The organism is Plesiomonas sp., assembly GCF_051650925.1.
Lineage (GTDB): Bacteria > Pseudomonadota > Gammaproteobacteria > Enterobacterales > CAMTGL01 > Plesiomonas.
The window spans coordinates 16,249-28,768 of sequence record NZ_JBOFRH010000524.1 but is presented as its reverse complement, the minus strand read 5'-3'; the positions used below and the strand labels follow the sequence as shown (position 1 = coordinate 28,768).

General features: G+C 47.2%; 11 protein-coding genes. 6 read left to right on the top strand and 5 right to left on the bottom strand.

The window, feature by feature from the left end:
* Positions 1-283: 283 nt before the first annotated feature.
* Entirely contained in the window at positions 284-1,336 is a 1,053-nt protein-coding gene (locus tag ACRC27_RS12585) for a PLP-dependent cysteine synthase family protein (protein ID WP_438640022.1), read from the bottom strand.
* A gap of 110 nt (positions 1,337-1,446) precedes the next feature.
* Here ACRC27_RS12585 and ACRC27_RS12580 point away from each other — a divergent pair, with 110 nt between their 5' ends.
* From ACRC27_RS12580 to yfcD, 4 genes are all read left to right on the top strand, one after another.
* On the top strand, positions 1,447-1,917 hold the full coding sequence (locus tag ACRC27_RS12580) for an Lrp/AsnC family transcriptional regulator (protein WP_438623076.1): 471 nt from the start codon (positions 1,447-1,449) through the stop codon (positions 1,915-1,917).
* A 311-nt stretch (positions 1,918-2,228) separates the two neighbouring features.
* Positions 2,229-3,410, top strand: a complete 1,182-nt coding sequence (locus ACRC27_RS12575) for a thiolase family protein (protein ID WP_438623077.1) — start codon at positions 2,229-2,231, stop codon at positions 3,408-3,410.
* Between the two features lie 196 nt (positions 3,411-3,606).
* Positions 3,607-4,158: a phosphodiesterase gene (yfcE, locus tag ACRC27_RS12570; protein ID WP_438640023.1), complete on the top strand. Its 552-nt coding sequence runs from the start codon at positions 3,607-3,609 to the stop codon at positions 4,156-4,158.
* 26 nt (positions 4,159-4,184) lie between these two features.
* On the top strand, positions 4,185-4,712 hold the full coding sequence (gene yfcD / locus ACRC27_RS12565; RefSeq protein WP_438623078.1) for an NUDIX hydrolase YfcD: 528 nt from the start codon (positions 4,185-4,187) through the stop codon (positions 4,710-4,712).
* Positions 4,713-4,875: 163 nt separating this feature from the next.
* Here yfcD and pta read toward each other — a convergent pair whose 3' ends face one another.
* Both pta and ackA read right to left on the bottom strand, forming a co-directional pair.
* A complete protein-coding gene (pta, locus tag ACRC27_RS12560; protein ID WP_438623079.1) occupies positions 4,876-7,014 on the bottom strand; it encodes a phosphate acetyltransferase in 2,139 nt (712 codons plus the stop codon).
* Positions 7,015-7,089: 75 nt separating this feature from the next.
* Entirely contained in the window at positions 7,090-8,292 is a 1,203-nt protein-coding gene (gene ackA / locus ACRC27_RS12555) for an acetate kinase (RefSeq protein ID WP_438623080.1), read from the bottom strand.
* A 317-nt stretch (positions 8,293-8,609) separates the two neighbouring features.
* Here ackA and yfbV point away from each other — a divergent pair, with 317 nt between their 5' ends.
* Both yfbV and ACRC27_RS12545 read left to right on the top strand, forming a co-directional pair.
* Positions 8,610-9,062, top strand: a complete 453-nt coding sequence (yfbV, locus tag ACRC27_RS12550) for a terminus macrodomain insulation protein YfbV (RefSeq protein WP_438623081.1) — start codon at positions 8,610-8,612, stop codon at positions 9,060-9,062.
* A 466-nt stretch (positions 9,063-9,528) separates the two neighbouring features.
* Entirely contained in the window at positions 9,529-10,029 is a 501-nt protein-coding gene (locus ACRC27_RS12545; RefSeq protein WP_438623082.1) for a YfbU family protein, read from the top strand.
* Between the two features lie 133 nt (positions 10,030-10,162).
* Here ACRC27_RS12545 and ACRC27_RS12540 read toward each other — a convergent pair whose 3' ends face one another.
* Together ACRC27_RS12540 and ACRC27_RS12535 are read right to left on the bottom strand one after the other, a co-directional pair.
* Positions 10,163-10,852, bottom strand: coding sequence for an N-acetylmannosamine-6-phosphate 2-epimerase (locus ACRC27_RS12540; protein ID WP_438623083.1), 690 nt, complete (start codon positions 10,850-10,852; stop codon positions 10,163-10,165).
* Entirely contained in the window at positions 10,849-12,414 is a 1,566-nt protein-coding gene (locus ACRC27_RS12535; RefSeq protein WP_438623084.1) for a PTS transporter subunit EIIC, read from the bottom strand. The genes ACRC27_RS12540 and ACRC27_RS12535 overlap by 4 nt, the downstream gene beginning before the upstream one ends.
* Positions 12,415-12,520 lie beyond the last annotated feature (106 nt).

Below are 12,520 nucleotides of genomic sequence, written 5' to 3'. Positions count from 1 at the left end.
TCTTCTGTAGCGTCTGCGCCGCTCAGTGATAAAGAGCATAGCTAAGAGGAGCTTTGTGCTGGCTTGGTGTTTTTCACACTGTTTGTTATCAATAAAACAGTCATAAGGTACAGAGATAAAAAAATAGCTTAGCTATTTTTAGAGTAAAAAGTAAAAAGCGATTTTCTGCCGTTAATGGCTGGAAAATCGCTTTTTTTATTTGTCTGTTTATCGCCTTACGAGCGCAGTTACCGTGACTTCCGTATTACTATGTGAATAAGTAAAAGGGTTACTGACGTTCGTTTTAAGCCTGTTGCAACTGTTGAAGCTGCTGCAGATAAGGTGACATATCGCCTAGTGTGCCGCGTATCCATGCGGGATCATAATAGGTATCTAGGTAACGTTCACCGCTGTCGCACAACAAGGTTACAATTGAACCTTGTTCGTGGTTTGCCCGCATGCGTTGTGCCAGTTGTAGTGCTCCCCAGACATTCGTTCCGGTTGATGCACCGACTTTCCGCCCTACTATTTTCTCTAGCCAGTGAATGGTGGCGATACTCGCTAAATCAGGCACTTGCATCATTTCATCAATCACGCCGCAAATAAAAGAGGGCTCGGCACGCGGGCGGCCAATACCTTCAATTTTACTGCCACATCCGCAGGTCAAATCCCGATCATTACGGGTATAGCAATCAAAAAAGACAGAGTTTTCAGGGTCAACAACCAGCAATTCAGTGGGGTGTGATTTATAACGAATATAGCGGCCAATCGTTGCTGATGTTCCCCCTGTTCCGGCGCTCATGACTACGTAGCGCGGAATTGGGTGCGGTTCTAGCTCCATCTGGCGGAAAATGCTGTTTGCGATATTGTTATTTCCGCGCCAATCGGTAGCGCGTTCGGCATAGGTGAACTGATCCATATAATGGCCGTTCAGTGTTTTGGCTAGATGTTCTGATTCCGCGTAAATCTCTGAGGAGTGATCAACAAAGTGGCACTTTCCGCCATAGAACTCAATTTGGGCAATTTTTGTTTTCGCTGTGGTACGCGGCATGACAGCAATAAAAGGTAAACCTAATAAGCGCGCAAAATAGGCTTCTGAAATGGCCGTGCTGCCTGATGATGCCTCGATAATTGGCGTGCCTTCTTTAATCCAGCCATTACATAAGCCGTACAGAAACAGTGAACGGGCTAAGCGGTGTTTTAAACTGCCGGTTGGGTGAGTGCTCTCATCCTTTAAATAGAGATCGATACCCGGAAAATTCGGCAGTGGCAGTTTTATCAGATGTGTATCAGCGGAGCGTTGAAAATCAGCTTCAATCGCGTGAATGGCACGGTTAACCCAAGATCGAGATGGCATATGTCAGCGTCCAGTACGGTTTTTTATTATCCTACCTAGCTGTGCGAAGAAAAACATTGCTATTATCCCTGTAATTACCTTATCAAGTAGAAAATTTTCCTAAAAAAATCATGTTGGATAAAATAGATCGTAAGTTACTGGCGTTGTTACAGCATAACAGTGCACTCTCTTTGCAGGAGTTGGCTGATACGGTAAATCTGACTACCACACCTTGCTGGAAGCGGTTAAAGCGTCTGGAAGAGAGTGGGGTGATCCGAGCGCGTGTGGCTTTGCTGGATGCAGAGAAAATTGGTGTTGGATTAACGGCATTTGTGCTGCTGAAAACACAAAATCATACCCGTGATTGGTATCAGGCTTTTGTGCAGCAGGTGAGTGAATGCCCTGAGGTGATGGAGTTTTACCGTATGGCCGGTGAATACGATTATTTACTGCGGGTTCAGGTTTCGGGAATGAAGCAGTTTGATACGTTTTACAAAAAATTGGTGAACAATGTGCAGGGGTTGAGTGAGGTAACATCAAGTTTTGCCATGGAGCAGATTAAATATACAACGGCATTGCCGCTCGATTTGCCTGCCGGATAACGTATTAAGTTTACTGACTGCTTGTGATTACATCCGTATGCCGTTGAATGATAACAAATTCAGCGGCATTTTTTTGCAGTGAAAATGTTAATTGTTGTTAACATGTTTATTACATGTAATGCGCTGGCATACACTTAGTGCATTAAAACAGACAGACAGACAATTATTTTGGAATGTAGGTAACTTTTTTTTGGATATTCAGTTTTTTGTAAACTATAAGTCATCTATGGCGGGTAAAACTGAATACAGATGCATACTGAACAAAATTTACCCGTAGATAAAAAACAAAATAAGCCAAGGAAGAGGTTGTTATGTCTAAGAATATCGTTGTGTTGTCTGCTGTTCGTACCCCAATGGGTGGTTTTCAGGGCAGTTTGGGGGGATTTTCAGCCCCACAATTGGGCGCTGAAGTAATTAAAGCAGCAATAGAGCGTGCTGATATTCAAGCTGATCATGTTAATGAGGTATTGATGGGATGCGTATTGCCTGCTGGACAAGGGCAAGCACCTGCGCGTCAAGCGGCATTAGCTGCCGGTTTACCTGACAGTGTACCCTGCACGACAGTGAACAAAGTGTGTGGCTCAGGGATGAAAACCCTGATGCAGGCAGCGGCAAGTTTGCGTACCGGTGAAGCAGATGTAATTGTTGCCGGTGGCATGGAAAGTATGACGCAATCCCCTTACATTCTTCCGGCAGCACGTGCTGGCCTGCGTATGGGGCATGGTGCGGTAAAAGATCACATGTTTGCTGACGGTCTTGAGGATGCTTACAGCGGTAAGCTGATGGGTGTATTGGCACAGCAAATGGCCGATAAGCGTGAAATTTCCCGTGAAGAGATGGATAACTTTGCGATAGCGTCACTGGCAAAAGCAAATAAAGCGATTGCTGAAGGTGCGTTTGAAGCAGAAATAACACCCGTTACCGTTAGCAGCCGCAGTGGTAATACGCTGGTGGCCGTTGATGAGCAGCCGGGGAATGCTAAACCTGAGAAGATCCCAACGCTGCGCCCTGCCTTTGCGAAAGAGGGAACCATTACTGCCGCAAATGCTAGCTCTATTTCTGATGGTGCTGCGGCGCTGGTATTGGCAACGGAAGAGTATGCCGCCCAGCAAGGTTGCAAGCCGTTGGCTCGGATTGTCTCTTATGCATCACACGCCCAAGCACCTGAAGAGTTTACCGTAGCACCGGTAGGCGCTATTCGAAAAGCAATTGATCAGGCAGGTTGGTCGGTAGATGATATTGACTTGTTTGAAGTGAATGAAGCTTTTGCGATGGTAACTCTGCTGGCAATTAAAGATGTCGGTTTAGACAGTGCGAAAGTGAACGTACACGGTGGTGCATGTGCATTAGGGCATCCGCTGGGTGCTAGTGGTGCGCGTGTTGTGGTTACTCTGATCCACGCCTTGCGTCGCTACGGTAAAAAGCGTGGTTTAGCGGCGCTGTGTATCGGTGGTGGTGAAGGTATTGCCATGACAGTTGAGCTGATTGATTGATTTTAAAATCATACGCTTGAGTTGTTTTCTGCGCAAAAAATACAACGATTACGCTTTCATTTTTCAGGCTTAATCAGTATGTAATGTTATGCAATTAAAAGGCTTCATTTTGAAGCCTTTTATCTTATATGAATCATGGCATCTGTCCGATGGCTACGGTATTCTAGGCGTCTCTTTCCTCTGCTTTCCTATCACCATGAAATTGTTATTTGCTTCTGATCTGCATGGCTCGGTTGAGGCAACTGAGCGGGTATTACAACGGTTTGAACAACATCAGGCTGACTGGCTGATTTTACTCGGTGATCTGATGTATCACGGCCCACGTAATCCGCTGCCTGCGGGTTATGCTCCCGCACAAGTTGCTGCGCTTTTAAATCCCTATAAAGATAAAATTATTGCGGTGCGTGGCAATTGTGAGAGTGAAGTTGATCAGATGCTGCTACATTTTCCGGTGATGGCAGATTACCAGCAGGTTTTACTGCCTGCGCGACGGATATTTTTAACGCACGGACACCTGTATAACCCGCAGTCACTGCCACCACTTGCCGCGGGAGATATACTGGCGTATGGGCATACGCACCTTCCGGTGGCTGAAATGTCAGGGGATATTATTGTATTTAACCCCGGTTCAGCGGCGCTGCCGAAAGGCGGGTTCCCGGCAAGTTATGGTTTGCTGGCGGATAATCGGTTACAGGTATTGGCACTAGACACTCAGTCTGCCATTGCTGCTATCACAATTGACGCTTAATGATGATAAGTCAAGGATCGAACCTGATGGATACACTGGTGCAAGAGTGGGTTGATGTTGTGGATGAAGAGAACCGTGTGACAGATACGGTGTCTCGGCAGCAGGTTAGAGAGCAAAACCTGTGTCACCGTGCCACCTATATCATTGTGCACGATGGCATGGGTAATATTTTAGTTCAGCGTCGAACCGAGGGTAAAGATTTCTACCCCGGTTGGCTGGATGCGGCTGCTGGCGGTGTGGTGTCGGCGGGCGAGAGCATGAGTGAAGGGGCTAAGCGTGAAGGGGAGGAGGAGCTAGGTATTGCTGGCATTCCATTCCTTGATCATGGCAGTTTCTATTATGAGTCTGAAGATTGCAAAGTGTGGGGCGGGTTGTTCAGTTGTATCAGCCGAGGGCCATTTGCACTGCAAGAGTCAGAGATTGCAGAAGTGATGTGGATGTCTCTTGATGAGATAAACCAGCGTCGCCGTGAAATCACGCCAGATACTCGGGTTGCGCTTGATTTATGGCTTAACCGTAATAGCGGTGAGCTTTTTACTGAAAAAAGTCAGTAATTAACCGATTTAATGGCTGGGGTTAAATTCGAGCTAAGTGCAGACAATAAGTGCAGACAATTTTAGGCCGGATACGCATTAGGTAAAACGTGGTTCGGGTATTAAATCGCGAATAAAAAAACCGGCTATCAGCCGGTTTTTTGTATTTCAGACAGAACAATAATTACTGTTGTGTCGCCTGAATTGCAGTCAGTGCGATGGTGTAGACAATATCGTCAACCAGTGCGCCGCGTGACAGGTCATTAACTGGCTTACGCATGCCTTGCAGCATTGGGCCGATAGAGACCAGATCAGCTGAACGCTGTACTGCTTTGTAGGTGGTGTTACCGGTATTCAGGTCTGGGAAGACGAATACGGTAGCTTGACCGGCTACTTTTGAGTTTGGTGCTTTTGATTTTGCTACGTCAGCCATGATAGCGGCATCGTATTGCAGTGGGCCGTCGATCATCAGATCTGGGCGTTTTTCTTGTGCAATACGGGTTGCTTCACGAACTTTCTCTACATCACTACCTGCACCTGAAGTACCGGTAGAGTAAGAGATCATGGCAACACGTGGGTCAATACCAAAGGCAATAGCAGACTCTGCAGATTGAATCGCGATTTCAGCCAGTTGCTCAGCGGTTGGATCTGGGTTGATTGCACAGTCACCGTAAACCAGTACTTGGTCAGGCAGCAGCATAAAGAACACAGAAGAAACCAGTGATGCACCCGGTGCTGTCTTGATCAGCTGCAAAGGTGGGCGAATGGTGTTGGCTGTGGTGTGAACCGCGCCAGATACCAGACCATCAACAGCAGAAGCTTCCAGCATCATTGTGCCCAGAACAACGGTGTCTTGCAGTTGTTCACGTGCAACAACTTCGGTCATACCCTTGTTTTTGCGCAGTTCAACCAAACGTGGAACGTAGGTTTCAATGACGTCAGCAGGGTTAACAATTTCGATACCCTTGCCCAGTGTTACGCCCTGAGAAGCAGCAACACGTTGGATCTCTTCTGGGTTACCCAGCAGGATACATTCGGCAATACCGCGCTCGGCACACAGTGCTGCAGCTTTGATAGTACGTGGCTCATCACCTTCTGGCAGAACAACACGCTTACCAGCTTTACGGGCTAGTTCAGTCAGTTGGTAGCGGAATGCTGGTGGAGACAGACGACGTGAACGGCTTGATGCCGCAGTCATTGACTCAATCCACTGGCCATCAATGTGTGAGGCGACGAAATCTTGAACTTTCTCGATCCGCTCTTTGTCGTCTACTGGCACTTCCAAGCTAAAGCTTTGCAGGCTCAGAGATGACTGCCACGTGTTGGTTTTTACGCCAAATACAGGCAAGCCGGTTTCAAATGCACGGGCACACAGCTCACGCACCTGAGGTTCGATAGCGTAACCGCCAGTCAGCAGCAGAGCGCCAATTTCAACGCCGTTCATGGCTGCTAGTGAGGCTGCAACCAGAACATCAGAACGGTCTGCTGAGGTGACAAGCAGTGAGCCAGGGCGGAAATGTTCAACCATGTGCGGAATGCTACGCGCACAGAAGGTGACATTCTTAATACGACGGGTATTGATTTCACCTTCGTTGATGATTTCAGCATTCAGGTGCTTGGCCATATCAATTGCACGGGTGGCAATCAGGTCAAAGCTCCAAGGCACACAACCCAGAACGCGCAGTGGGCTGTTGGCAAACAGTTGCAAAACTTCAACGTTAGCTGATTTTGCTTTGCTGCTGTCATCAAAAATTTCAGACAGGTCTGGGCGAGTACGGCCCATTTCATCAACCGGTGCGTTCAGTTTGTTAACAATCACGCCTGCGATAGATTTGTTTTTCAATCCACCGAAGTTAGAGCATGCCACTTCAAGACGCTCTTTGAGCTCTTCAGGGGAATCGGTGCCCGGAGTGATAACAAATACGATTTCTGCGCCTAATGTCTTTGCAATGTCAAAGTTGACATTGTTTGCAAAAGACTGCTTACGCGTTGGCACTAAACCTTCGATCAGAACGGTATCAGCATCTTTAGTTTCTTCGCTGAAACGCGCAACAATCTGCTCAAGCAGTACATCAGTCTGGCCACTGCCGATTAGGTTTTCGGCAAAGCTCAGGGCAAACGGCTCGATAGTTTTTACTGTGCCGTTAGCGTTGATGATGCTGCTGGTCAGATCCGGCTCAGTGCCGCCCTGACGTGGCTGGCAGATAGGTTTGAAGAAGTTGACGTTAACGCCTTTGCGCTCCATCGCGCGTACAACACCTAGACTGACGCTGGTCAGACCGACACCGGTGCCGATGGGAACTAACATGATGGTACGGGACACGGCTAAACCTCTATTCGGTTGGGCTAGAATGCAAAAAAGCACCGCCAGCAGAGCTGACGGTGCGGAAGTCGTTGATTATGCAGTCAGACGTGCAGCGTCTTGTGCAATCACCAGCTCTTCGTTGGTTGGGATGACCAGAGCAGGGCGACTGTTGGCAGTGGCAATGTTGCCAGACTTACCAAAGCGTGCCTTCAGGTTGCCTTCTGGATCAATTTCAAAACCCAGAACAGCCAGTTTCTTCATGGTCAGTTCGCGAACCAATGCTGAGTTCTCGCCGATACCACCGGTGAAGATGATAGCGTCAAGACGGCCTTCCATTGCAGCAGCATAAGATGCTACGTATTTTGCTAAACGGTAGCAGAATACATCCATAGCACGTTTCGCGTTCTCTGCAGTTTCGTAGTTATCTTCAACGTAACGGCAGTCGTTAGAAACTTCGGTCAGACCCAGCAGGCCTGATTTTTTGGTCAGCATTTCGTTGATTTCAGCAACAGACATGCCCATTGCGTCGTGCAGGTGGAATACGATAGCAGGATCGATATCACCTGAACGCGTACCCATAACCAGACCTTCTAGTGGAGTCAGACCCATAGAAGTATCAACACACTCGCCGTTACGGATAGCAGCAACAGATGCGCCGTTACCCAGATGACAAGTGATAACATTCAGCTCTTCTACCGGCTTGTTCAGCACTTTTGCTGCTTCACGGCTTACGTAGAAGTGGCTAGTACCGTGTGCACCGTAACGGCGGATGTGCTGTTCGGTATACAGGCTGTATGGTACTGCGTACAGGTATGCTTCTTGTGGCATAGTCTGGTGGAACGCAGTGTCAAATACTGCAACGTTTTTGTCTGCCAGATTCGGGAATTCTTTTAGTGCTTCTTCGATACCGATCAGGTGGGCAGGGTTGTGTAGGGGAGCAAAAGGAATCGCAGCTTTGATGCCGTCGATAACGTCAGCGTTGATCACAGCAGATGCGGTGAAGTTTTCACCACCGTGAACAATGCGGTGACCGATAGCGGTCAGGTTAGCAGAGAGCTCCGGCTTCTGCGGCAGAATGGTGTTCACGATGTGGCTCAGTGCTTCTGCGTGTGCAGCGCCTGCACCCAGCTCAGCTTCGTGTTTTGCACCATCCATTTTCCACTTGATACGGGCTTCCGGCAGGTTAAAACACTCGGCCAGACCAGAGAGATGCTCGTCACCTGTTACTGCATCAATGATGGCGAACTTCAGTGAGGAACTACCGCAGTTTAAAACCAGAACCAGCTTGCTCGACATGAGAAAGTACCTATACGTCTAAATCGGATGATCATGACATGAACAAATCGCGTACAATCCTAAAATCGTAGTGCATTATTGGGAAACTTGCTTATCTTAAGCAAAAGTATGTTTCTCCGATAATCAGACACAGAAAAGTAGATGACACCTGCTTTATATACGACTATGGTTGAATTGATCTGCTCATGCTTGTGTGAGCGCATAGAATAGCGATACTTACCGCAGATCACAAAATAAATTGAATAAAGAAGCTTAATTTTAATCAATTTTTACTTAAATATTTTAATCGTTGCACTTTTTTTTGAATCGGAGGGCGTATGAGTGATGTGAGTCCGAGTTGGATGCAGCTGCTCCGGGATGGGCAAACGTACATGAAGTCGTGGCCAGCAGAGAAGCGTTTGGCGATGATTTTCCCCGAGCCCCGCATAATCAAAACAACGAAGTTTGCACAACGTTTTATGCCGGCATTGGCGGTGTTCAGTGTGGCATGGCAGATGTCTGTGGGTGGTGGCGATAATATGGCGATTGCTGTGATCGTGGCGCTGTTTTCGCTCAGTTTGCCGTTGCAAGGCTTGTGGTGGTTAGGAAAACGGGCAAATACACGCTTGCCGCCCTCTTTGACCCAGTGGTATAGAGATATCTACCATAAAATGCAAGCGGGTGGGATGGCGCTGTTACCGGTAGCCAGTAACCCTCGTTATCAGGAATTGGCTGAGTTGCTCAATCGTGCGTTGAAAAAACCGGAATGGCAGATTTTAGATGAGCTGTAGCTGATTCGCTGTAACTACGCTGTTGTAACTAGGCTAAGGCATATATTGCAGTACTGAGGTATATACTAAGGCGTGGTGTTGTATATCACAGGCTTACTGGGTCTGATTGTCGGACAGTAGGCCTGTGTTGTTTTTCGTTTTTATCCTTCCCTTTAAATAAAGTCTTTTTATTTTTTGATCTGAATCACAATGAATGTTTTGTTTTGCGACTGGCTGTGAAACAAAACGTGTTTAAAATCAAAAAATCGATGTTATGACCATGCTACTTTATGACAACTTTATGGATGAAATGTTTTTCACGACCACAGTGTTAGTTTATTAAACTGAAACGATACAGCTTATTCAGTATGGGTGATTTTTGCGTGTAAAACGTGAAAATACGGTGGCTGATGTTATTTGAGCCGATATAAAGGCAATACACTGTTGTGGTGAAAAACTTTTATTTTTCTTATGCGGAGAGCAAACCATGGAAATGACGAACGCCCAGCGTCTGATTTTATCGAACCAGTATAATTTGATGGCGATGATGGATCCGAATAATGCCGCGCGTTATCGCCGTTTGCAGACAATTGTTGAGTGTGGTTATGGTTTGCAGTTGCGGGAGTTGGATCGTCATTTTGGTGATCTGAGCGAAGAGGATTGCCGCACGATTATTGATGCAATGGAGATGTACCACGCTCTGCAGGTGTCATTTAATAATTTGAGTGCTGATACTCAGCAGCCGATTGATTCACGCCGTTTAAGTTTTTTAGGGTTTGATGCGGCCACAGAGCCACATTTACTGGGATATGTTCGCTTTCTGGTAGAAACGGAAGGCCGTTACCCGCAGTTTGATGCGTCTGTACACGGGTTTAATGCTCAGATGCCGATGTGGGATAAATATCAGCGTATGTTGAATGTATGGCATGCGTGCCCGCGCCAGTATCACTTGTGTGCTGCTGAAATTGCACAGGTGCTAAATGCGTAACGCATTCGATATTATTTAAGTGTTACTGTAGATAATAAAAAGCCCTCAGGCTATTGCCGAGGGCTTTTTTGTGTCTGTTTTTTATGTTCACAGACCCTGCACGTGGTTTAAAACGTACAGGGCTTTAGGTGGTTTATGCGATGGCTTGCGCAAAGCGTTGTGTGATAAGTTGCGGGCGAGTAATGGCGCTGCCGACAACCACGGCATAACAGCCAAGTTCCATGCAGCGTTTTGCCATTTCAGGCGTTTCTACATTACCTTCTGCAATCACGGGAATATTGACATTGGCCAGTACATCTTTCAAAAACACATAATCGTTGTGATACAGTTTGTGGGTCTGGGTGTATTCGGTGTAACCGTGCAGTGTGGTTGATACACAGTCAAAGCCCAGTTGTTCGGCAATTTTTGCCTCTTCGAGCGTTGAGATATCGGCCATCAGCGCAACATCAGGGTATTTACTGCGAATTTTAGTCACCAATTCAGCCAGTGTTTCACCCTGAGGGCGAGGGTTGATGGTGGCATCGAGCGCGATCATTTCTGGATGAACGGTCATCAGTTCATCCACTTCCTGCAATGTTGCGGTGATATACACGTTACTGTTGGCGTAATCGCGCTTGATGATACCGATAATCGGCAGATCAACATGCTGCTTGATGGCGGCAATATCTTTTGCACTGTTGGCGCGAATACCCACAGCGCCGCCTTGTGCTGCGGCAACGGCCATTCTGGCCATAATGAAATCACTGTGCAGTGGCTCATCGTCGAGTGCCTGACAGGAAACAACCAGCCCTTTGTGGATTTTCTTGAACAGATTCGCTGTCATAAGCCTAATACTTCCTCTATTTCATTTTTAATGATCGTAACATGCGGGCCATAAATAATTTGTACCCCGTTACCTTTCATCACGATAGCGCGTGATTGTGTTGATTTAATCAGCTCTTGGTTGACTTGTTCACTGTCATTAACTGAGATCCGCAAGCGGGTGGCGCAGCAATCGACATCTTTGATGTTGGATTTACCGCCTAGCCCGTCAATGATCCGTTGTGCTCGTTCTGTACCTGAGATGGCTTCTCCGGCAGGCTCGGCTTCAACAGCCTCTTTTTCACGCCCCGGGGTATTTAGCCCTAATTTGGTGATCAGGATCCGGAAGGTAAAGTAATACAAGAAAAACCACACCGTACCGATGACTGGAACGAACATCCAGTTTGTTTTGGTTTCACCTTGTAAGATACCGAACAGAACAAAGTCAATGAAGCCACCCGAGAAGGTCTGCCCAATGGTGATGCTGAAGATATGAGCCAGCATAAAGGCAAGGCCATCAAAGAAGGCATGCACGACGTACAATACCGGCGCTAAAAACAGGAAGGAAAATTCCAGAGGCTCGGTGATACCGGTTAGGAAACAGGTTAAGGCGGCGGTCAACATCAGGCTGCCAACACGCTTTTTATGTTCGGGTTTTGCTGTGTGGTAGATGGCAAGTGCTGCGCCTAGCAAACCAAACATCATGGTGATAAAGCGGCCAGACATGAAGCGCGCGGTTCCCTCAAAGAACTTTGCGGTATTTGGATCGGCCAACTGCGCAAAGAAAATACGCTGTGTGCCTTCCACCAATACTCCATCGACCACGGCACTGCCACCCAGAGCGGTTTGCCAGAAAGGTAAATAGAAGATGTGGTGTAAACCAAACGGGCCCAATAAACGCAAAACAAACCCGTAGATAAATGTGCCAATATAGCCGGTTGTTTCAACTAAGCTGCCCATGCTGGCAATACCCGCTTGTACTACCGGCCAGACAAGATACATCAGTGTACCAAGGATAATTGCCCCGAATGAGGTGATGATGGGTACAAATCGGGATCCGCCAAAAAAGCCTAAAAACTGTGGCAGCTCAATCTTGTTATAACGTGAGTGCAGTAGGTAAGCCATAATGCCGACAATCACACCACCAAATACGCCAGTATCGAGTGCCTGAATGCCGAGGATCATACCTTGACCGCTCGCACCTAAGTTACCGGTGGCAAGTTCGGTATTTAAGATCAGCAGTGAGTTTATGGTGGCATTCATCACCAAATAACCAAGTACTGCGGCTAATCCAACCGTGCCTTTATCGCTTTTTGCTAGGCCGACAGCCAGCCCGACCGCAAACAGCAGAGGTAAGTTGCTAAATACAATGGCACCGGCACTGCTCATGACGGTAAAGATAGCCTGAAGCAGTGGGATATTTAAAAACGGGTAGGCTGCCAATGTATTTGGATTTGATAGTGCTCCGCCAATACCGAGTAAAAGGCCTGCCGCTGGTAGTACCGCGATGGGCAGCATCAGGGATTTGCCAAATTTTTGTGCTTGTTCGAAGAAATTTTGCCTGAGCATGCTGAGCTTATTCATGAGATTACACTCCGACCGATGTTGATTGGAGTATAATTCCATTTGATGGAGTAATACTCCATATGCGGTGTGCATTTGTGTAATGAAGATCACTAATAATTATTAA

What these genes read in the sequence shown, in the direction of transcription:
- ACRC27_RS12580 (WP_438623076.1), top strand. Translation starts at nt 1,447, where the DNA reads ATGTTGGATAAAATAGATCGTAAGTTACTGGCGTTGTTACAGCATAAC.
- ACRC27_RS12575 (WP_438623077.1), top strand. Translation starts at nt 2,229, where the DNA reads ATGTCTAAGAATATCGTTGTGTTGTCTGCTGTTCGTACCCCAATGGGT.
- ACRC27_RS12535 (WP_438623084.1), bottom strand. Translation starts at nt 12,414, where the DNA reads ATGAATAAGCTCAGCATGCTCAGGCAAAATTTCTTCGAACAAGCACAA.
- yfcE (WP_438640023.1), top strand. Translation starts at nt 3,607, where the DNA reads ATGAAATTGTTATTTGCTTCTGATCTGCATGGCTCGGTTGAGGCAACT.
- yfbV (WP_438623081.1), top strand. Translation starts at nt 8,610, where the DNA reads ATGAGTGATGTGAGTCCGAGTTGGATGCAGCTGCTCCGGGATGGGCAA.
- yfcD (WP_438623078.1), top strand. Translation starts at nt 4,185, where the DNA reads ATGGATACACTGGTGCAAGAGTGGGTTGATGTTGTGGATGAAGAGAAC.
- ACRC27_RS12540 (WP_438623083.1), bottom strand. Translation starts at nt 10,852, where the DNA reads ATGACAGCGAATCTGTTCAAGAAAATCCACAAAGGGCTGGTTGTTTCC.
- ACRC27_RS12585 (WP_438640022.1), bottom strand. Translation starts at nt 1,336, where the DNA reads ATGCCATCTCGATCTTGGGTTAACCGTGCCATTCACGCGATTGAAGCT.
- ackA (WP_438623080.1), bottom strand. Translation starts at nt 8,292, where the DNA reads ATGTCGAGCAAGCTGGTTCTGGTTTTAAACTGCGGTAGTTCCTCACTG.
- ACRC27_RS12545 (WP_438623082.1), top strand. Translation starts at nt 9,529, where the DNA reads ATGGAAATGACGAACGCCCAGCGTCTGATTTTATCGAACCAGTATAAT.